This window comes from Pseudomonas sp. HMSC057H01 (genome assembly GCF_001836405.1).
GTDB classification, from domain to species: Bacteria; Pseudomonadota; Gammaproteobacteria; order Pseudomonadales; family Pseudomonadaceae; genus Pseudomonas; species Pseudomonas aeruginosa.
The window spans coordinates 238,815-254,705 of sequence record NZ_KV828512.1 but is presented as its reverse complement, the minus strand read 5'-3'; the positions used below and the strand labels follow the sequence as shown (position 1 = coordinate 254,705).

28 protein-coding genes and 1 pseudogene are annotated in these 15,891 nt (G+C 64.1%); 16 read left to right on the top strand and 13 right to left on the bottom strand.

What is annotated here, in order from left to right; genetic code table 11:
• Positions 1-238: 238 nt before the first annotated feature.
• Complete coding sequence (locus tag HMPREF2581_RS25950) at positions 239-430, top strand: hypothetical protein (protein WP_003099127.1); 192 nt, start codon at positions 239-241, stop codon at positions 428-430.
• Between the two features lie 14 nt (positions 431-444).
• Here the strand turns inward: HMPREF2581_RS25950 and HMPREF2581_RS25945 are convergent, their stop codons facing one another.
• Positions 445-633 (bottom strand): hypothetical protein, encoded by a 189-nt coding sequence (locus HMPREF2581_RS25945; RefSeq protein ID WP_003090821.1) that lies wholly within the window; start codon positions 631-633, stop codon positions 445-447.
• Positions 634-903: 270 nt separating this feature from the next.
• Here HMPREF2581_RS25945 and HMPREF2581_RS25940 point away from each other — a divergent pair, with 270 nt between their 5' ends.
• Entirely contained in the window at positions 904-1,113 is a 210-nt protein-coding gene (locus HMPREF2581_RS25940) for a hypothetical protein (protein ID WP_003090820.1), read from the top strand.
• A gap of 111 nt (positions 1,114-1,224) precedes the next feature.
• Complete coding sequence (locus tag HMPREF2581_RS25935) at positions 1,225-1,569, top strand: cupin domain-containing protein (protein ID WP_003090818.1); 345 nt, start codon at positions 1,225-1,227, stop codon at positions 1,567-1,569.
• Positions 1,570-1,611: 42 nt separating this feature from the next.
• Here the strand turns inward: HMPREF2581_RS25935 and HMPREF2581_RS25930 are convergent, their stop codons facing one another.
• Both HMPREF2581_RS25930 and HMPREF2581_RS25925 read right to left on the bottom strand, forming a co-directional pair.
• Complete coding sequence (locus HMPREF2581_RS25930) at positions 1,612-1,983, bottom strand: hypothetical protein (RefSeq protein ID WP_003160518.1); 372 nt, start codon at positions 1,981-1,983, stop codon at positions 1,612-1,614.
• 156 nt (positions 1,984-2,139) lie between these two features.
• Positions 2,140-3,417, bottom strand: coding sequence for an OprD family porin (locus tag HMPREF2581_RS25925; RefSeq protein WP_003099122.1), 1,278 nt, complete (start codon positions 3,415-3,417; stop codon positions 2,140-2,142).
• A gap of 364 nt (positions 3,418-3,781) precedes the next feature.
• On the opposite strand from HMPREF2581_RS25925, the gene HMPREF2581_RS25920 reads away from it, so the two are divergent.
• Entirely contained in the window at positions 3,782-4,096 is a 315-nt protein-coding gene (locus HMPREF2581_RS25920; RefSeq protein ID WP_003090814.1) for a hypothetical protein, read from the top strand.
• A gap of 210 nt (positions 4,097-4,306) precedes the next feature.
• On the opposite strand, the gene HMPREF2581_RS25915 is transcribed toward HMPREF2581_RS25920, so the two are convergent.
• Positions 4,307-5,194: a LysR family transcriptional regulator gene (locus HMPREF2581_RS25915; protein ID WP_003090813.1), complete on the bottom strand. Its 888-nt coding sequence runs from the start codon at positions 5,192-5,194 to the stop codon at positions 4,307-4,309.
• A 102-nt stretch (positions 5,195-5,296) separates the two neighbouring features.
• Here HMPREF2581_RS25915 and HMPREF2581_RS25910 point away from each other — a divergent pair, with 102 nt between their 5' ends.
• Both HMPREF2581_RS25910 and HMPREF2581_RS25905 read left to right on the top strand, forming a co-directional pair.
• Positions 5,297-5,740 (top strand): PACE efflux transporter, encoded by a 444-nt coding sequence (locus HMPREF2581_RS25910; protein WP_003090812.1) that lies wholly within the window; start codon positions 5,297-5,299, stop codon positions 5,738-5,740.
• Between the two features lie 186 nt (positions 5,741-5,926).
• Entirely contained in the window at positions 5,927-6,313 is a 387-nt protein-coding gene (locus tag HMPREF2581_RS25905) for a hypothetical protein (RefSeq protein WP_003160516.1), read from the top strand.
• 51 nt (positions 6,314-6,364) lie between these two features.
• Here the strand turns inward: HMPREF2581_RS25905 and eco are convergent, their stop codons facing one another.
• Positions 6,365-6,835 (bottom strand): serine protease inhibitor ecotin, encoded by a 471-nt coding sequence (eco, locus tag HMPREF2581_RS25900; RefSeq protein WP_003138832.1) that lies wholly within the window; start codon positions 6,833-6,835, stop codon positions 6,365-6,367.
• Between the two features lie 348 nt (positions 6,836-7,183).
• Positions 7,184-7,414 carry a DUF2789 domain-containing protein gene (locus tag HMPREF2581_RS25895; protein WP_003090806.1) on the bottom strand — a complete coding sequence of 77 codons (231 nt, stop codon included), beginning with the start codon at positions 7,412-7,414 and terminating at the stop codon, positions 7,184-7,186.
• A gap of 178 nt (positions 7,415-7,592) precedes the next feature.
• Between HMPREF2581_RS25895 and HMPREF2581_RS25890 the strand changes: the two genes are divergently transcribed.
• Positions 7,593-7,790 (top strand): hypothetical protein, encoded by a 198-nt coding sequence (locus HMPREF2581_RS25890; RefSeq protein WP_003090804.1) that lies wholly within the window; start codon positions 7,593-7,595, stop codon positions 7,788-7,790.
• Positions 7,791-7,855: 65 nt separating this feature from the next.
• On the opposite strand, the gene HMPREF2581_RS25885 is transcribed toward HMPREF2581_RS25890, so the two are convergent.
• Both HMPREF2581_RS25885 and HMPREF2581_RS25880 read right to left on the bottom strand, forming a co-directional pair.
• Positions 7,856-8,185 carry an ElaB/YgaM/YqjD family protein gene (locus HMPREF2581_RS25885; RefSeq protein WP_003090802.1) on the bottom strand — a complete coding sequence of 110 codons (330 nt, stop codon included), beginning with the start codon at positions 8,183-8,185 and terminating at the stop codon, positions 7,856-7,858.
• A 110-nt stretch (positions 8,186-8,295) separates the two neighbouring features.
• Positions 8,296-8,670 (bottom strand): DUF5064 family protein, encoded by a 375-nt coding sequence (locus HMPREF2581_RS25880; protein WP_003090800.1) that lies wholly within the window; start codon positions 8,668-8,670, stop codon positions 8,296-8,298.
• 134 nt (positions 8,671-8,804) lie between these two features.
• On the opposite strand from HMPREF2581_RS25880, the gene HMPREF2581_RS25875 reads away from it, so the two are divergent.
• Positions 8,805-9,248: a YqaA family protein gene (locus HMPREF2581_RS25875; protein WP_003114414.1), complete on the top strand. Its 444-nt coding sequence runs from the start codon at positions 8,805-8,807 to the stop codon at positions 9,246-9,248.
• A gap of 155 nt (positions 9,249-9,403) precedes the next feature.
• On the top strand, positions 9,404-9,721 hold the full coding sequence (locus tag HMPREF2581_RS25870; RefSeq protein WP_003108875.1) for a hypothetical protein: 318 nt from the start codon (positions 9,404-9,406) through the stop codon (positions 9,719-9,721).
• Here the strand turns inward: HMPREF2581_RS25870 and HMPREF2581_RS25865 are convergent.
• Complete coding sequence (locus HMPREF2581_RS25865; protein ID WP_003090797.1) at positions 9,711-10,610, bottom strand: YihY/virulence factor BrkB family protein; 900 nt, start codon at positions 10,608-10,610, stop codon at positions 9,711-9,713. The two genes, HMPREF2581_RS25870 and HMPREF2581_RS25865, sit on opposite strands and share 11 nt — an antisense overlap.
• A gap of 222 nt (positions 10,611-10,832) precedes the next feature.
• Here HMPREF2581_RS25865 and HMPREF2581_RS25860 point away from each other — a divergent pair, with 222 nt between their 5' ends.
• Positions 10,833-11,066, top strand: coding sequence for a DUF3509 domain-containing protein (locus tag HMPREF2581_RS25860; protein WP_003090796.1), 234 nt, complete (start codon positions 10,833-10,835; stop codon positions 11,064-11,066).
• A 65-nt stretch (positions 11,067-11,131) separates the two neighbouring features.
• Positions 11,132-11,362: a hypothetical protein gene (locus tag HMPREF2581_RS25855; protein ID WP_003090795.1), complete on the top strand. Its 231-nt coding sequence runs from the start codon at positions 11,132-11,134 to the stop codon at positions 11,360-11,362.
• On the opposite strand, the gene HMPREF2581_RS25850 is transcribed toward HMPREF2581_RS25855, so the two are convergent.
• Together HMPREF2581_RS25850 and HMPREF2581_RS25845 are read right to left on the bottom strand one after the other, a co-directional pair.
• Positions 11,337-11,855 (bottom strand): thermonuclease family protein, encoded by a 519-nt coding sequence (locus HMPREF2581_RS25850; protein WP_003138836.1) that lies wholly within the window; start codon positions 11,853-11,855, stop codon positions 11,337-11,339. The two genes, HMPREF2581_RS25855 and HMPREF2581_RS25850, sit on opposite strands and share 26 nt — an antisense overlap.
• An 18-nt stretch (positions 11,856-11,873) precedes the next feature.
• Positions 11,874-12,587, bottom strand: coding sequence for an endonuclease (locus tag HMPREF2581_RS25845; protein WP_003099106.1), 714 nt, complete (start codon positions 12,585-12,587; stop codon positions 11,874-11,876).
• A 156-nt stretch (positions 12,588-12,743) separates the two neighbouring features.
• Here HMPREF2581_RS25845 and HMPREF2581_RS25840 point away from each other — a divergent pair, with 156 nt between their 5' ends.
• From HMPREF2581_RS25840 to HMPREF2581_RS25825, 4 genes are all read left to right on the top strand, one after another.
• On the top strand, positions 12,744-12,965 hold the full coding sequence (locus tag HMPREF2581_RS25840) for a ParD-like family protein (protein WP_003138839.1): 222 nt from the start codon (positions 12,744-12,746) through the stop codon (positions 12,963-12,965).
• Entirely contained in the window at positions 12,962-13,744 is a 783-nt protein-coding gene (gene map, locus HMPREF2581_RS25835) for a type I methionyl aminopeptidase (protein WP_003090687.1), read from the top strand. The genes HMPREF2581_RS25840 and map overlap by 4 nt, the downstream gene beginning before the upstream one ends.
• 53 nt (positions 13,745-13,797) lie before the next feature.
• Positions 13,798-14,031 carry a hypothetical protein gene (locus HMPREF2581_RS25830; RefSeq protein WP_003090686.1) on the top strand — a complete coding sequence of 78 codons (234 nt, stop codon included), beginning with the start codon at positions 13,798-13,800 and terminating at the stop codon, positions 14,029-14,031.
• Positions 14,032-14,229: 198 nt separating this feature from the next.
• Complete coding sequence (locus tag HMPREF2581_RS25825; RefSeq protein ID WP_003090684.1) at positions 14,230-14,517, top strand: DUF3509 domain-containing protein; 288 nt, start codon at positions 14,230-14,232, stop codon at positions 14,515-14,517.
• Positions 14,518-14,841: 324 nt separating this feature from the next.
• On the opposite strand, the gene HMPREF2581_RS25820 is transcribed toward HMPREF2581_RS25825, so the two are convergent.
• Both HMPREF2581_RS25820 and HMPREF2581_RS25815 read right to left on the bottom strand, forming a co-directional pair.
• Positions 14,842-15,018 (bottom strand): hypothetical protein, encoded by a 177-nt coding sequence (locus tag HMPREF2581_RS25820; RefSeq protein WP_003099098.1) that lies wholly within the window; start codon positions 15,016-15,018, stop codon positions 14,842-14,844.
• A gap of 84 nt (positions 15,019-15,102) precedes the next feature.
• Entirely contained in the window at positions 15,103-15,429 is a 327-nt protein-coding gene (locus tag HMPREF2581_RS25815) for a hypothetical protein (protein WP_003090681.1), read from the bottom strand.
• 191 nt (positions 15,430-15,620) lie between these two features.
• Between HMPREF2581_RS25815 and HMPREF2581_RS25810 the strand changes: the two are divergent.
• Positions 15,621-15,891 (top strand): annotated as a pseudogene (locus HMPREF2581_RS25810) (alpha/beta fold hydrolase); the annotation flags it as partial.

Here is a 15,891-nt window from a genome sequence, read left to right as displayed (position 1 = left end):
ACAACTCCTTGTTCCGGTAGGCGACGTGATATCGGCACGGCGGTATGTTGCAAGTCCGGACCCGACCGATCGGGTTGTCGCGACGGGCATGGAGGGGTGATCGGTCGGTCGGGTTCGCGTCTTTTCGGGGCACCCGAATCTGAAAAAATCTTGCTTCTCGCCATACCGGGGGAGCGGGGCGGGTAGATTTTCTTCCGAATCCTTCACTTTCTACCCGGTCATGGAAAAAGCTCTGAAATTGGCGTCATGCCTCTACGGCCTGCTGATCCTGCTCAGCCTGGCGATGGTCGCCTTCCTCAGCCAGTTTCCGTTTCTCCTCAGCTCGGGAGCGGAAAACCTCTCGATGTCGATCCTGCCGCTGCTGATCCCGCTGATGGTCGGGCTGGTCGTCTGCGAGGCGGTGCGGGCGGTGGTGCCGAAGAAGCGCTAGGCGCGGCGCCGGGATCAGCGGCCGAGAATGCGCTGGCGGCGCAGCCGGTACTGCTCGTAGGGAAGGCCCTGGCGGTTCAGCTCTTCCAGCTGGCGTTCGCTGGCGCTGCGGGAAAACGATTCCTCGACTATCGAGTCCGGCGTGACAGGCTGTGCGCAGGCGCTGACCAGCAGCACACCCAGGACCAGGGCAATGCGTGGCATGCGATCTCCATGGACTACGGCAGAAGGGAAAAAAAAGGCCATTACCAAGCGGGGGGAGGGTTGGTAATGGCCTGTACAAGGGACATTTGCCAGGCCTTGGGGATCTGGCGAAAAAGACGATATCAAGGGGGAACTTGATTAGCCAGCTAACAAAGTGGAATGAAGTTTTGCGGCAGGCGTAACAATTCTGTCCGAATCGTCATTCTTGCGTCACCGCCGGGACAGAGCGGTTTCGGCAGACTGCGGGGGAGTCGCCGAAGGAGATTCGTCGTGGACGATACGCTCAGGTTCGCCTCGCGCTTGTGCAAGTTCATCGTCGCCGCCAGCTTCCTGCTCGTGGCGGTCGCCAGCCTTTGCCTGTGGTGGACGGGCCAGGCCTACGAATACGCGGCGCTGGCGTTCTTTCCGTTCGCCGTACCCATGCTGCTGCTGATCATGGTCTGCGACCTGCTGGCAGCGCTGAATGGCAGGCGTCGCTGAGTGCCCGGGCTGCCTAGCGCTTTCAGCTAGGCCGATGTCGAACCCAGACAACCGGCGCCCCGCGCGTGGCCCTATGGTGAGGCATTCATCCACTGCCTTCCTGGAGCGACCATGTCAGATTTCATCACCGTACTGCGCGATACCTGTCCCGTACCCGTGCTGGACGCCACCAAGTGGAAGCGGATCGACGGCGATCCGCATACCGTCAACCTCAACGCATACGCCTCGGCGGACGGCAGCAAGCTGATGGGCACCTGGATCTGCACGCCGGGCAAGTGGGAGGTGAACTACGAACGCTGGGAGTTCTGCCACTTCCTCGACGGCTACTGCATCATCACCCCGGAAGGCGAGCAACCGGTGCACCTGAGGGCGGGCGACGTGTTCGTCATCGAGCCGGGCCTGCGTGGTACCTGGGAGGTAGTGGAGACGGTGCGCAAGTACTTCGTCTTCGCCTGACGGTATTGCCGCACGTCCGGGATGCCTGCCGGACGTCGCGCCTCAGTCCTGGTGGACGATGCGGCGGATGGTGCCGCCGCAGGACTGGTAGCAACTGCGGTACTCGTCCTGGCAGTCGTCGCCGAAATCGAAGTTGCGCTGCGGGTAGGGGCAGGACTTGCGCTTCTTCTTGTCGCTGTTCTGCATGCAGTAGTTGTAGGCCGTGCTCTGCGCCTGGTAGAGCGCCTCGTCCTGGCGCTGCTGCAGCTTGGCGAGGGTCTTGCACTGGCGCTTCTCGGCATTGCACTGGCTCACGCAGTGCAGGCCGGCATCGCTGGTCGGCGGAATGTAGGAGTAGCTGACGCTAGGGCCGCAACCGCCGAGCAGCAAGGCAAGACCGAGGAGGGGGAGCAGAAGGTGTTTCCGGAACGGCATTGTCGATATCGATAAGCAATGGCAAGCGAGAGCGAATGCTATCACCGGCTTTCCGATGCTGTGCGGCGCCACCCGATAAGGTTGAACTGGCGCACGAAACGCAAAAAAGAAAACCCCGGGACTGGCCCGGGGTTCTCGTCGCGCTCGCAGGTTTGATCAGAACACGCTGAACGGGTACTCGACGAAGGCACGGATTTCGTTGCCGTCGTCGTTGTACGAGCGGGCGTCGTTGGAGACACGCAGGAACGAGCTGCGCAGACGCAGGGTGAGGTCCTTGGCCGGACCGCTCTGCACCACGTACTGGACCTGGTTGAAGATCTCGCGCTCCTTGCCGTTGCTGGTCTCGGCGGTCTTGATGTTGTCGCCGCGCACGTAGGCTACGCGGTAGGTCAGGCCGGGCACGCCGTACTTGGCGAAGTCCAGGGCGTAGCTGACCTGCCAGGAACGCTCGTCCTCGGCGTTGAAGTCCGACCAGTAGGAGTTGGCCAGCCAGATGGTGGTGCCGCCGTCGCCGATGCCGCCGGCGTTCTGGTACCAGCCGTAGTTGTAGCCGGTGTCGCCGGTGTTGCGCTGGTGGGCGATCATGAAGGTGTGGGCGTCGATGGTGTAGGACGCCGCCAGGCTCCAGATCTTGTTGTCGCGGTTACCGTTGAAGTTCTGGTCGGCGAAGTCGCTGTCCAGCTTGGTGCGATAGCCGTTGAAGTCGAAGTTCAGCGACTGGTCGGCCTGCAGCGGGATGGTGTAGTTCAGGTTGATGTACTGCTTCTTCAGTACGTCCTCGACGTCGGAAGCGTACAGCGAGGCGTTGAAGTGATCGGTGAAGGCGTACTTGCCGCCGAACACGTTGATGCTCTTCAGGCCGCCGCTGTCGCGCCCTTCGGCGCTCTTGCGGGATTCCGCGGTGAAGCGACCGGCGTTCAGCTCCAGGCCCTCGATCTCCTTGGAGGTGATCAGGGTGCCGCTGTAGCTTTCCGGGAGCAGGCGCGAGTTGTCGTAGCTGAGCACCGGCAGGCTGGGCATCTGGTCGCCGTACTTGAGCACGGTGTTGGAGATGCGGAACTTCACCGCCGCGCCGCCCTTGGACAGATCGTCCGCCGCGGAGCCGCTGTCGCCCTGCTTGAAGAAGTCGATACCGGCGGCGCCGCTACGACCCTTGCCGCCGTCCAGGCGTACCGCGTACAGGCCGAACGCGTCGACACCGACGCCCACCGTCCCCTGGGTGAAGCCGGAGGTGAAGGTGGCAGTGGCGGCCTGGCCCCATTCGGCCTTGTCCTGCCGGCCATGTTTGTAGTCACGGCTGATGTAGCCATTGCGGAAGAACAGATCGAGGTGGCTGTCCTCGACAAACCCCTTTGCTGCTTCTTGGTCATTGGCCATCGCCTGGCTTGCAGTCGCGATGCCCAGTGCCAGCAGGCAAATCCTTTTCTTCAACATCTTATTGTTCCTGGTTGTTGGCTTGATGTGCGCTGAAATTGAAGGAAGCGCAAGGTTCGAAGTGCACGGGAGTCATTTGTCCCATTTACCGTGCGTGGCGGTTCTGGTTTCTTGTTTCTCCCGTTGGCGGCGCAACAATACCAGAACATTGTTCGATCCAAGAAAGCTTCGAGTCATTTGCTAATAACCAAAGTGCAAGGAAAGCCCCTTCCATAGGCTCTGAATCGGGCGTTGCCGGATCGCTTCGTCATGCGCCTGCAATATCAACCTTATCGATAAGTACCATGCCGCGAAGTCGCTGCAGTTCTCGCTTTGGGCGGTGATACCGTCGAATCGTGAACGGATCGACAAAGAGGGACGTGACATGAAGATTCTTATCGCTGTATTCGCCGCCCTGGCCCTCTCCGCCTGTGCCTCGCCTCCCGCTTCGAACGCCCCGGCGCTGGCCGCCAGCACCAGCAAGGCTCCCTACGATTACGCGATGTGCGTCTTGCCCAAGTGGCAACGCCAGGCGCCGGGCGTGGCGCTGGTGGAGGAAGGCCGCGGCTATCGCCTGGCGGACGCTGGGCAGTGGCTGGAGGTGCAGCCGGCGAGGGGTGGCAGCCTGGTGCGAATCCATGACCAGCAGCCCTGGGTCACCCGCGGGGCCTTCATCGATGCGGCCAGGACCTGTTCCTGAGCCGCGAGGAAGAGGGAAGAGCTCCGGCCCCCCTAGCATGAAGTGTCCGGAGCTCTACGGCCGCAAACGGAGGATGGCCGCAGAACGATCATCTGCCTATGGCCGGCGCTGCGCTTGATCGAGATCAAGTACTGGAGGCCGGGGAGCCGGCGTGTGCGGCGATTCGCGTGACGGGTCTCGTTTTTTCTGTGAAGTGCATTCCATAACGCTTCAATCGGGACGGGTGGCCAGCATGCCAACCAGTTCCTGGGCGGCCTTGCGCAATGGCTGGTTTTTCAGCCAGATAGCGTGGACAGGCAGTTTCAGCTCGTTCTTGGTATTCCTGAAGTCCAGGCGTACCAGCCTTCCCGTTGCCAGCAGCGGGGCGACCCGGGACAACGGGAAATTGCCCCAGCCGATCCCCGCCTCGACCATTTCCAGCGCCGTGCCCAGGCTGTCGGTGCGCCAGCAGGCGCCGGCAATCAGCGGACGGGTGTCGGCCAACGGCAGGTCGCAACTGGCCACCAGGATCTGCCGCACGTTCACCAGCTCTTCCAGGTACAGCGCCTGCCCCGGCTTCTGCAGGGCGGGATGGTGCGGCGAGATGGTCGCGACCAGCGATTCCGCGCCGACATACTGGAAGCGCTCCTGCGGGTTCACGCTGATGCCGGCGAATCCGAAGCACAGGCTGATGCGGCCGCCATGGAGCAGGGCGAGGGCATCGTCCTGCGCCGCGCTGAGCACCTCGACATCGAGCAGCGGGTAGCGCTCGGAAAGGGTGCGGAGGGCACCGAACAGCCGCCCGCTGTCGATGTCCGCAACCACGCCGAGCGACAGGCGGCTTTCCAATCCCTGGGAGAGTTCCAGCGCATGCACCTGCAACTGGGCGAGCTGCTCGGCGATCATCCGCGCTTGCGGTGCCAGGGCCCTGGCCAGCGCCGTAGGACGGGCTTCGCGGTGGGTTCGCTCGAAAAGGGCGAAACCCAGCTCCGCCTCGAGGTTGGCGATGCCCATGCTCACCGCCGAAGGCACTCGACCCAAGGCACGGGCGGCGCCGGAAAAGGAGCCGCGGTCGAGGACGGCGAGGAACAGCTCGATGGTATCGCTGGAAAAGTTCATGGCAATTCTCCTATCAGCAGATCTGAAAGCTGCTGACTTTTTCTGTCAAGAAAATTGATCCAACCTTGCCCGCCTTTCCGCTATCACGCCCGAGAGGTCCACGTGCAAGGCATCAAGCGCAAACTGGTCTACGTGACCGCCTACGAATTGATCGGGATGAGTATCTCGACCCTGGGGCTGGCCCTGCTCGCCGGTTCCACGCCCACTACCACCGGCCCCCTGGCGGTGGTGATCACCACCGTCGCGGTGACCTGGAACTTCATCTACAACTGCCTGTTCGAGTTCTGGGAGCGGCGCCAGGCCGTGCGCGGACGCAGCATTGCGCGGCGGGTGGCGCACGCCATCGGCTTCCAGCTGACCCTGGTGGTCTACCTGATCCCGCTGATCGCCTGGTGGATGGGGATTTCCCTGCTGGAGGCGTTCTGGCTGGACCTGGCGCTTATCGTCCTGATCCCGTGCTACACCTTCCTCTTCAACTGGGCCTTCGATCGCCTGTTCGGCCTCCCGACTTCCGCGTTGCCGGCCGGCGAGGCGGCCTCCGTCTGAGGATTTTTTTTCTTCAGCGCCATTCGCGCTCGCCTTGGCCGGGGCAAATCGCCTACCTTAGACGGACGTGCGCTGTGGTGCCGGTTCAGGGAGGAAGTACGACCGCAAGCCATGAAGGTCTGCCCCGGCGAGGATGGGGTGCGGCATTTCGATGAACGGATTGGGGTCACTATGCGGATTTTGGGGATGCTACTGGGGGCCGTCTTGCTGGCGGGTTGTTCGACATCGACGCCCTCGCTCGACGAGACGGACCAGGTACCGAAGGAGCGTTTGTACAACTACCAGTTCCGTGACGACGGCGACGCCTTCCTGGTGGTTTCCCGGGACCGCGAGTTCCTCGGCAGCGTCTGCAATACCCGCTTGATCATCGATAGCCGCCTGGCCGCTGAGATCCAGGCCGGCGAGAGCGCGCGTTTCCGTCTTCCGGCGGGGCTGCGGGTGGTATCCGTGCAGGGCGATGGGATCTGCCGCGGCGAGGCGCCCAAGCAGGTGGTGCATGTGCAGAACGGGCAGACCACGCATTACCGGATCACCGTGGACTCCGGCCTGAACATCGGCCTGGTGCCGGGCTGACGCCGGCGCAACGAAAAAGCCGCCCGTGGGCGGCTTTTTCATGCGCGGCGTTTATTCGCTGACCGCTTTCTCGACCTTTTCGGACGCTGACCAGATCCGATAGCGGACCTCCACGTCCTTCGGCGCATAGACCACGATCGGCAGCTTGCTGTTGTAGCGCAGCAGGAAGCCTTCGCCGACCACCGGGATGAAGCGCTGCTCCTTCTTCTGGCCGGGGCAGGCCATCATCGTGCTCATCGGCCCGCTGACCTTGTCCAGGCGGTAGTAGGAGTAGCCCCAGCCTTCCAGGGTGTGTTCTTCCAGCTCGCCGCCCAGGCGCTGCTGGTTGCAGTCGGCCTCGAGGGTCTTGCCGGCGATGATCTCGACCTTGAATGCGTCTTCCGTGTCCTGTTTCGGCAGGTGGATGACCTGGCGGGTGAAGCCGGCATCTGCCTTCGGGTAGGGAACCTTTTCATCCAGTTTGGCGGCCATGGCAGTGCTGGAAAGAGCGGCAACGCCGGCGGCGATCAGTAGTGCTTTCATGTCCTTGAGGTTCTCCTTACGTGGTAACGCGAGCAGGGTAAGACACCGAGGCACGGGTGAAAAGTTCAGTGGGGGACGTAACGGAATGTTCCATGTCCTGGGCCAGCTGGTCGGGGCACGGCCCAATCGCGGGCAAAAAAAAGACCATCTGCGGGGGGAGGGCGATGGTCTTCAAAGGAGCGTCGGGGACTTGGGGTTCTCCCGACGCCGCTACGATCTCACGCCGCTCCGCTGGGGAAAAATGCTTTGGGCTGATAGTGGCTATCGATGCCGGTGACTTGAAATTCCCCGCCAACTCATAGCAAGTTCCGCACGATAGAGCCGTCAGCGCATCAGTTTGCGTTTTTTTCAGCGGGTCAGTTGCAAGGCCAGTTCATCGACCTGTTCGGCCCAGTCGGAGTCCTCGGCCAGGGCCTCGCGCAGGAAGCTGGCCTGGGCAGGGTTCCAGAATGGCGCATCGGGCAGCGCCGTGCCCTCCTCGAGGTGGTGCCGGGCGAGAAAGGCGACGATGTCGTCCCGCCCAGCGGGGAGCCCCAACTGGCGGAACAGGTTGGAAAAGGTGTGCGGGCTGGTGTCCATGACGGTTCCTCCTAGATTCGCTGTTTTTCCACTATAGCCGGCGGGACGGCAGGGCCGCCGTGGGAGCCGGGGGTGGGTAATTTTGTCGCAGATGAAAAAGACTGTTGTGCGCGGCGCGCTTCATGGCGAAGGGGCGGGCGCTTATTATTAGCAAGCTAATGATAACCGGAGTCAGCCTATGTCCAGAATCGAAGTCGCCGTGCTGGTGGGGACGTCCGTTCCCGAATCGCTGCGCAGCAAGGGATTGCTGGCCTGTTGGATCCTGATGGTGGACGGTGCCATGTGGGCCGGACCCTTCACCAGTCGTGACGAGGCGGAAGCCTTGAAGGGAACCTGGGAACTGAGTTGGCCGCTGGAGGCGGCGATCTCCGCCTGAGCCAAGGCCCTTGCCTTGCCGAAAAGCCCGCCGAGCGCGGGCTTTCTGTTGCCTGCGGAAACGCCCTAGCGGCGGCCCACCAGCAGGCCGAGGAGGAAGCCGGCGCCGGCCGAGACGGCGATGGTCTGCCAGGGATGGTCCTCGACGTATTCCTCGGTCGCTTCGGCGGCCGCCTGGCTGCGTTGCACCACGCCGCGGCGGGTGCGCTCGATGGCGTCGCGACCACGATGCAGCACGGAATTGATCTGTTCACGCAGGTTCGCGCCCTCCTTGCCGGCCAGGCTGCCGGTGCCGCTCATCAACTGGTCCACCTCGGCGATCAGGTCCTGCAGTTCGGCCATGGCCTGGTCCTGGATAGCCTGCTTGGCGCGAGCGGAGCGGGTTTTCAGAGTCATGTCGGTCTCCTTGACGAGGATGGTTACCTAGGTATGGAGTCGCCCGCTTCGCTGAAAGTTGCACGGCATGGCCTGCGTCGGGGGTTTCCGTAGCATGCGGGAGAGCCGTTTCAGGATGCCCCGGCCTCGCCGCGCAGGTAGCGGTCGAGGTCGATCGCTTCGCCGCTCTTGAGTTTCAGGCGTCGGCGCAGGTCGTCGAACATAGCGTCGTACTCGCGGCGCTGGCGCACGATCGGTCCCTGCCGCAAGCGCAGGCCGTGGCGCCGGGCCAGGCGACTGGCACGGCTGGCGAAATGCACGGCGGCGTCGCGTGGCAGTTCGAAGCTTTCGCTGAAAGGCTGGCCGTCGATCCGGCCCTCCATGTCGAAGTGTACGGCCACCGGGCGGGCCTCGGCCTCCAGGACCCGGTAGCGCAGGTGGATATCGAATGCCTGGCGGTCGACTTCGCTGGCCGAGGCGAGATGCAGATGGCCGGGAATGAACATGGCCTGCCTCCTTTTCGGATAACCGGGGAAATGCCCTTGCCTGCCAGGGTATGCTTCGCCGGCCTCGGGACGGCTGTCCCAGGTCAGTTTTTTTCGGATTGGAGTGGGGATGCGAATGGCGCTGGGAGCGTTCGGTGTTGACTGACTGGGCCGCGTACGCCGGGCTGTTCCTCTCGGCGTTCGGTTCGGCGACCCTGCTGCCGTTGCAGTCGGAAACCGTGCTGGCCGCCTTGCTGCTGCGCGGCGGCCAGTCGGTCGCGTGGCTGCTGGCGCTGGCCATCGTCGGCAATGTGCTGGGTTCCTGGGTCAACTGGTGGCTGGGTCGCTACCTCGAGCATTTCCGCGGTCGCCGCTGGTTTCCCGTGGGCGAGGTGCAGTTGCTCAGGGCGCAGCGACACTATCGCCGCTACGGCCGCTGGACCCTGCTGCTCAGTTGGGTGCCGGTCATCGGCGATCCGCTGACGCTGGTGGCCGGCATCATGCGTGAGCCCTGCTGGAGTTTCCTGCTGATCGTCGGCCTGGCCAAGACGCTCCGCTACCTCGTCCTGGCTGCGCTGGTGCTGGGCTGGGCCGGCTGAGCGCTTCGTCGGCGAGCGTAGAACTATTTTTCGCGGGGCAATGTCCATTGCTGCGAGGTGTAACTGCCGCCTCATCGCCCCCGGGGCCTTTAGTTGCCGCTGTGGTCCCGGGGGCTTCTCTTTTCCTGCCTGTTTCCGGCGATGCGAGGTGCGCAATGTCGAGGGTGGTTGCGGGATCGCTGGTCTGCCTGCTGCTCGGTTCGGCGCCGGCCTGGGCTTCCACGGCCGAGGCGTGGCAGGCGCACGACGCCATGGTGCGTGCCGCCTGCCTGAAAGCCAGCGGCTTGCGCCAGGTACGCGCGGTGGGGCAGGTACTGCCCTTCGACGATGAGGTGGGCTATTCGGCGCTGCTCCTGCAGGGCCGCTATCCGCAGCCGCACATGCAGGGCCGCCAGGGCCGCGAGCTGTGTCTGTACCGGCGCGCCACCGGCAAGGCCAGCGTCAGCGAGGCCGACGCCCTGCTCAAGCCTTGAGTTCGGGGTCGTCGTTGTCCGGAAGTTCGCGTTCGCCAGGGTCCTTGCCGTCTTCCGAATGGTGTTCGATCACCGCGTTCAGTTCTGCGCCGAACAGCACCACTGCCGCCGACAGGTAGAAGTACAGCAGGAGGATGATGATCGCCCCGATGCTGCCGTACATGGCGTTGTAGTTGGCGAAGTTCTTCACGTAGAAGCCGTAGGCGAGGGACGCGGCGATCCAGGCGATCACCGAGAGCACCGAGCCGGGAGTGATGAAGCGGAAACGCTGCTCGACATCCGGCACCAAGTAGTAGAACAGCGCCACCGCGAGCATCAGCAGGAACACCGCAAGAGGCCAGCGCAGCCAGGTCCAGAGCGTCACCAGGTACTGTTCCAGACCGACCAGGCCGGCGATCCAGGCGATTACCTGCGGCCCGGTGACCATCAGGCCGGCCGCCACCAGCAACAACAGGGCGATGCCGAGGGTGTAGAGGATCGACAGGGAGAAGCGCTTCCATACCGGGCGGCTCTCCTTCACGTCGTAGGCGGCGTTGAGCGCGATCATCATCGAGCGGATGCCCGCCGAGGAGGTCCACAGCGCCACCGCGATACCGATCGACAGCAGGCCGCCTTTCTGCTGCTGCAACTGGTCGATCACCGGGTTGACCTGATCCATCGCCTCGGGCGGCAGCAGCAACGCCGCCTGCTCGCGCAGCCAGGCGAAGAACTCCGGCAGGTGCAGGTAGCCTACGAGGGTGATCAGCACCAGCAGGAACGGAAACAGCGAGAACAGCATCTGGTAGGCGAGGGCCGAGGCGTAGGTCGGCATGTCGTCCTCGAGGAACTCGTTCACGGTGCGCTTGACCAGGCCGAACAGGCCTATTTCCCGATAAGCCGTACGGAACATTCCATCTCCTTGCTGTGTGCGTGCCGATGACGATCGACCACCGATGGCCGCTTGCCGCCAGGCGTTTTCCGTTGGGTGAAATTCGTCGCGTCCTTTCTGGGACGCCACGGCGGGCGAATTGGTTCGTCGCCGGCGTCATCATTCGGTCGCATCCGTTAGCCAGACTGCGCCTGCCCGCCGCGCGGCGGGCCTCCGTCCAACTTCTCAGAAATGGAGCGCACCATGTCTGTCGACCTGAAGAAAATCGCCGCTGCCTTTCCCGAGTTCCAGTTGTCCAGCAAGAGCCGCCACGACGGCGCGCTGTTGTTGCAGTTGCAGGCCGCCGACGGCCGCTACGTAGCTCGCACCATACCCTCGCCGCAGCTCAGCGCGCCGCCGGAGACCGAATGGCTGATCCGCAGCATCCGCCGGGAACTGGCCGTGCCGGGCATGGAAATGGCGATGGCGGCACGCTGAGTTTTTTCGCCGCGGGAACCGATGATGCGATAATTCCGCCTTTCCACACAGCTGACGGGAAGGCAATGAAGCGCGAGAAGGTTCGGGACAGGCAGGCGGCAGGGAAGATCTCGGCGACCCACATCATCGCCAATCCCACCCTGGCCAGGGAATGGATCGTGTTCTTCAAGAAGGACGGCGGGCGCAGCTATTTCCTGGTCGACGAGAGCGACGAGGTGATGTCGTTCCGCCGGCTCGACGACGCGGTCAAGGAGCTGCGCGGGCTGGGCATCAAGTTCGCGGAGATCCATCTGTAGGAGCGGCGTCGCGCGGTCCCCACTGGCCAGCCTTGCGCGCCCGTGCTTCTTCCTCGGCGAACCGGTACTGGCCGCGCGCCTCGGCCGTCTGGCCGCTGTCCGGCGCGTCGCGCCAACTGGCCAGGCCAATGGTCAGCAGGGCCAGCCCGGCATCCAGGGTATGTCCGCAGGTGGGGCAGTCGGCCGGGGTCACCCAGGCCGCGCCGAGGATGCGGAAGTGCGCGTCGCGGCCTTGCTCGCGGATGGTCGCCGATTTGCCGAGCAGCATGTCTTCCAGGGCTTCCCGGGCGCGCCGACGCCAGGGCTCGGCGGCCGGTAGCTCGACGGCATTGAGCTGGATGCGCAGTGCCTTGTTCGCGCCGGGCAGGCGGCAGCCCAGGCTGGCGTCGTCGTGTATCGCCACCACCGTGCAGTCGAAGCGGCGCTCCCCGGCGTCGGCGGCGAACGCCAGGGCGGCGCAGAGCGGCAACAGGGCGAGGGTGCGGAAGATCATGGGCTACTCCGGCGGAGGTCAGCGTCGACGCGAGGATAGGTTGCTGCAGGTTGCCAGGTCCACCGGGCCGACATAGGGATTGCCCCAGCCCATCACGCAGCCGACCATGTGGTTGCGCTGGCGCTCCCAGGTCTGTGGCGGGTACTGCTTGTGCCAGGCGTTGTAGAGCTGGCGATCCTGCTTCGACAGGCGCAGACCGTAGCGGTCGCTCATGTAGAAGTAGGTGCGGGCGATCATCCCGCGAATCTGCGGGCGTGGCATCGCCTTGCGCGCCTTGAAGTCCACCACCATCGGGCAGGCGCCGTATTGCTGGGGTTTCTGCGGCAGCCAGCCGAAGCCGAAGTTGCTGCGGTCGCCGTTGACCTCGCCGATGCTCGGCACCAGGTTGTGCAGGTCGGCCTCGGCGCGCTGGTAGGTGCTGTCGTGCCTCGCGCAGTTGCTCCGCCCGCCGTTCTGCCAGCAGCGTCGCTGGTGACCGATCACCCAGGCCGGAACGATGTGTTCCCACTCGATGCGCCGCGCGCGGTTGGCGTTCTTCCTCGGCTTGTAGCCGCAACTGGCGAGGTCGACACGATTTCCCGAGTAGCGACAGCCGCAGTAGAACTCCACGGATTGCCGGGCGTAGAGCTTCCAGCCGATTTTCTTCGCTTCGGAGAACGTGCGCGGGGCGTTGGCCTGGCCGGCGCTGGCGAGGAGGAGGGCGAAAAGGCCTACAAACAAACGGGAAAGCATGCGGCAACTTCCAAAAAAATCCGCATGTTACTGATTTTGCAGGAGATGCCAATCGTGGCCAGTCCATGGCCAGGCGAGGGCGGACCTTCCCGTTTGCGCCGCGTCCATGCGATGGTTAGTATGCGTTCCGTATATGTTTTGTAGTCGAGGTGTAGTGTGGGCCTGGTGAAGATTTCCGAGCAATTGCACGAAGAGGCGCGCATCGCCTGCAAGGCCATGTCGCGCTCGATCAATGCCCAGGCCGAGCACTGGATGCGCATCGGCATGCTGATCGAAGCCAATCCCAGCCTGACCTATGCGCAGGTGCTACGCCAATTGATGGACGAAGCGCGCGAAAGCGACCGCCGCGAGCAGGACGCGGCGAGGATCTCGGGATGATCAAGAGCGCGGAGGAAATCCAGCGCATGAGCGTGGCCGGCGCGCTCACCGCGAAAGTCCTCGAAGCCCTCGACGAGGTGGTGCGGCCAGGCATCAGCACGGCAGAGATCGACCGCTTCTGCGAGCGCTACATCGTCGACACCCTCGCGGCGATTCCCGGCAGCAAGGGGCAGTACGGCTATCCGTTCACGGTGAACACCTCGGTCAACGAGGTGGTCTGTCATGGCTGGCCGTCGGCGCAGCAGATCCTCCGCGACGGCGATATCGTCAACGTCGACGTCACGGTGATCAAGGACGGCTATTTCGGCGACAGCAGCAAGATGTACCGGGTCGGCGCCATCGACCGCCAGGCGCAGAAGCTGCTCGACGTCACCCGCGAATGCCTGTACCGGGCGATCCGCGTGGTGCGCCCGGACGCCACCCTCGGCGATATCGGGCATGCCATCCAGAGTCACGCCGAAGCCAACGGTTATTCGGTGGTCCGCGAATACTGCGGTCATGGCATCGGCCGCAAGATGCACGAGGCGCCGCAGGTCCTGCACTTCGGTCGCGCTGGCGCGGGTGCGCGGCTAAAGGCCGGGATGACCTTCACCATCGAACCGATGATCAACCAGGGCGGCCACGCGGTGAAGCTGCACAAGGACGGCTGGACCGTGACCACCCGCGACCGCCGCCTGTCGGCCCAGTACGAGCACACCGTGCTGGTCACCGAGCGGGGTTGCCGGGTCCTGACCCTGCGCGAAGAGGAGCGCGAGGCGCTGGCCGACCTGGCTGGCTGATCGACGCCCGGCCTGGTTACACTGCGACGACTTTTCCGAAGGGAGGCTGGCGGGTGTCCGGCAGGCGTTTTGGCGAGTTCGAACTGCGCGCCACCTGGTTGCGCGAGGACAGCGGCTATCTGGCCGAGATCGAGATAACCAGCATCGACGACGGACGCACCGAATGGCTGGTGCTGCCGGGCCAGCCGCCGTGCGAGAGTCCGGCGGCCGCGCTGTCGCTGGCGGAAGCGGCGCTGTACCGGGTGCGCGGCTTCGATGCGCGGGGCCGGCCGCTGTTTTCCGACTGAGCCTGCTGGCAAATCGCATGGTGCATTTCGCATGATCTTGCAGTTTGCACGGACCGCTTCGCTGAGTATTTTCACAAGCTATTGATTTTAAATGGTTTTAATTTTCCATGTGGCTGGCATGAAAGCTGCCACCTTTCCCCGTGTTGCGGCTGCGCTGAAGTTCGCGGTCGGTTTTCATGCAAGAGGGGATAAACGATCATGGAAAAGTCCATCAAGATGCTGTTCGATGCCTTCCAGGCCACCTTTGCCGTATCCACCCAGATGCGTCCGGACGGCGGCGCCCTGCTGACCCTGCGCAACGGCGAAGAGATCGTGACCCGTCGCGTGGTGTCCGCCGCCCAGTTGGCCGACGAGAAGCGCATGTACTGGTTCATCAACGCCGTGCGCCGCGACCTGGCCCTGGAGGCAGGGAGCCTGCCGGTGGATGTGGTCGGTACCCTGCGTCGTTTGCAGGAGCGCGGCCTGCCGAGCTACATGGCGGGCTGAACGGTTCGTCCGGAATCCTGGCGGAGGCCTCCGGCAGGGCGGGCGAGAGTGCTAGAGTGAAGCTTCGAGGGGCTGGGCGAGGATCGACCGGCCCCGCTCGTGTCGGAAGGGAAGGCCAGGGCTGGCCTGCCCGTTCGGCGCTTCGGCAGGCTGGCGCAGAACGATGCAAGGTCGTTCGGGTCAGCATCAGGGATGAAATGACTGACAGGAGTCGGGATGCTGCGTTACGTCGTGGGTTTTCTCGCGTTCACCGTGCTGGCGGCCTATCTGTTGCTGGGGGTTTCCCAGCACGCCTTCCTGCCGTGACCGGTCGGCGTGGCGGCTTCAGCTGCGTTGTGGAAGAGGCTGTGGCGGTCGCGCGGGATGCCGGTTTTCGGCTTGCCGTGCCTTGCGTTGCAGGCGCGCGCGCCGACGCGGCACGCGCAGGAAGGCCCACAGGGTGACGCCGGCGAGGCCCAGCCAGGCGACGATCAGCAATGTGACGAAGGATTCGGGAGTCATGGTTCGTCCTCCTCTTACCCAAGGATAGACCCTGCGGGAAGGGGAATTACTGCAATCGGTCTTCGACCATGGTCTGAAACGCGGTCACTCGGGGCCGGCGCCGACCAGAGCCAGGCAGCCGGTCAGGCTGGTCAGCAGGGGCAGGGCGAGCAGGAAGGCCAGCCAGATGGCCTCCATGCGCAACAGCGTGGCGCCGAGGAACAGCGCGACCAGGAGGATGGTCATGAGCAAGGCGGTCCAGCCGAAGTACATGGCGAAGTTGTCGATGCCCAGGCCGATGCCCCAGCCCAGCAGCAGGGCCCATACCCCGGCCAGCGCCAGGCCGAGAGCCAGCATGCTCGCCAGGGTCCGGGCGGACGGGGCATGCAGCGGGTGGTTGCGGAATAGCTCGTAGAAGATCGGCGTATTCATCGGCGTCACCTCCGCAGGGGAACTTCCAGCCTAGCCCAGCGGGCGAGACGGCCCTAGACCTATTTGTCATTACGGGGCGTGACCTCAGGCCGCTAACATCCATCTTTTCCAGGCGATGCCGTGCATCGGGCTGCGGGCCCGATCACCGTTCGTCGCGCTGAGTCGAAAAAGAAACCGAAAGGGTTGCGTGCATGAGTGGCGAACTCGCCTCGTTCGAGGTGGATGGGTATCAACTGGTCTATCAGGACCTGGGCGAGGGCACGCCGGTGCTACTGGTCCACGGTTCGCTCTGCGACTACCGCTACTGGCAATGGCAGTTGCGCAGCCTCGGCGAGCGCCACCGGCTGATCGTGCCGAGCCTGCGTCACTACTACCCCGAGCGCTGGGACGGGCAGGGTGCGGACTTCACCAGCGCCCGCCACGTCGCCGACCTGCTGGCGCTGGTCGAGCGGCTCGGCGAGC

Excerpts from the sequence above, each read along its gene's own strand:
- HMPREF2581_RS25945 (WP_003090821.1), bottom strand. The coding sequence starts at position 633 with ATGCCACGCATTGCCCTGGTCCTGGGTGTGCTGCTGGTCAGCGCCTGC.
- HMPREF2581_RS25935 (WP_003090818.1), top strand. The coding sequence starts at position 1,225 with ATGTCAGATTTCATCACCGTACTGCGCGATACCTGTCCCGTACCCGTG.
- HMPREF2581_RS25930 (WP_003160518.1), bottom strand. The coding sequence starts at position 1,983 with ATGCCGTTCCGGAAACACCTTCTGCTCCCCCTCCTCGGTCTTGCCTTG.
- HMPREF2581_RS25925 (WP_003099122.1), bottom strand. The coding sequence starts at position 3,417 with ATGTTGAAGAAAAGGATTTGCCTGCTGGCACTGGGCATCGCGACTGCA.
- HMPREF2581_RS25920 (WP_003090814.1), top strand. The coding sequence starts at position 3,782 with ATGAAGATTCTTATCGCTGTATTCGCCGCCCTGGCCCTCTCCGCCTGT.
- HMPREF2581_RS25915 (WP_003090813.1), bottom strand. The coding sequence starts at position 5,194 with ATGAACTTTTCCAGCGATACCATCGAGCTGTTCCTCGCCGTCCTCGAC.
- HMPREF2581_RS25905 (WP_003160516.1), top strand. The coding sequence starts at position 5,927 with ATGCTACTGGGGGCCGTCTTGCTGGCGGGTTGTTCGACATCGACGCCC.
- eco (WP_003138832.1), bottom strand. The coding sequence starts at position 6,835 with ATGAAAGCACTACTGATCGCCGCCGGCGTTGCCGCTCTTTCCAGCACT.
- HMPREF2581_RS25895 (WP_003090806.1), bottom strand. The coding sequence starts at position 7,414 with ATGGACACCAGCCCGCACACCTTTTCCAACCTGTTCCGCCAGTTGGGG.
- HMPREF2581_RS25890 (WP_003090804.1), top strand. The coding sequence starts at position 7,593 with ATGTCCAGAATCGAAGTCGCCGTGCTGGTGGGGACGTCCGTTCCCGAA.
- HMPREF2581_RS25885 (WP_003090802.1), bottom strand. The coding sequence starts at position 8,185 with ATGACTCTGAAAACCCGCTCCGCTCGCGCCAAGCAGGCTATCCAGGAC.
- HMPREF2581_RS25880 (WP_003090800.1), bottom strand. The coding sequence starts at position 8,670 with ATGTTCATTCCCGGCCATCTGCATCTCGCCTCGGCCAGCGAAGTCGAC.
- HMPREF2581_RS25870 (WP_003108875.1), top strand. The coding sequence starts at position 9,404 with ATGTCGAGGGTGGTTGCGGGATCGCTGGTCTGCCTGCTGCTCGGTTCG.
- HMPREF2581_RS25865 (WP_003090797.1), bottom strand. The coding sequence starts at position 10,610 with ATGTTCCGTACGGCTTATCGGGAAATAGGCCTGTTCGGCCTGGTCAAG.
- HMPREF2581_RS25860 (WP_003090796.1), top strand. The coding sequence starts at position 10,833 with ATGTCTGTCGACCTGAAGAAAATCGCCGCTGCCTTTCCCGAGTTCCAG.
- HMPREF2581_RS25855 (WP_003090795.1), top strand. The coding sequence starts at position 11,132 with ATGAAGCGCGAGAAGGTTCGGGACAGGCAGGCGGCAGGGAAGATCTCG.
- HMPREF2581_RS25850 (WP_003138836.1), bottom strand. The coding sequence starts at position 11,855 with ATGATCTTCCGCACCCTCGCCCTGTTGCCGCTCTGCGCCGCCCTGGCG.
- HMPREF2581_RS25845 (WP_003099106.1), bottom strand. The coding sequence starts at position 12,587 with ATGCTTTCCCGTTTGTTTGTAGGCCTTTTCGCCCTCCTCCTCGCCAGC.
- map (WP_003090687.1), top strand. The coding sequence starts at position 12,962 with ATGATCAAGAGCGCGGAGGAAATCCAGCGCATGAGCGTGGCCGGCGCG.
- HMPREF2581_RS25825 (WP_003090684.1), top strand. The coding sequence starts at position 14,230 with ATGGAAAAGTCCATCAAGATGCTGTTCGATGCCTTCCAGGCCACCTTT.
- HMPREF2581_RS25820 (WP_003099098.1), bottom strand. The coding sequence starts at position 15,018 with ATGACTCCCGAATCCTTCGTCACATTGCTGATCGTCGCCTGGCTGGGC.
- HMPREF2581_RS25815 (WP_003090681.1), bottom strand. The coding sequence starts at position 15,429 with ATGAATACGCCGATCTTCTACGAGCTATTCCGCAACCACCCGCTGCAT.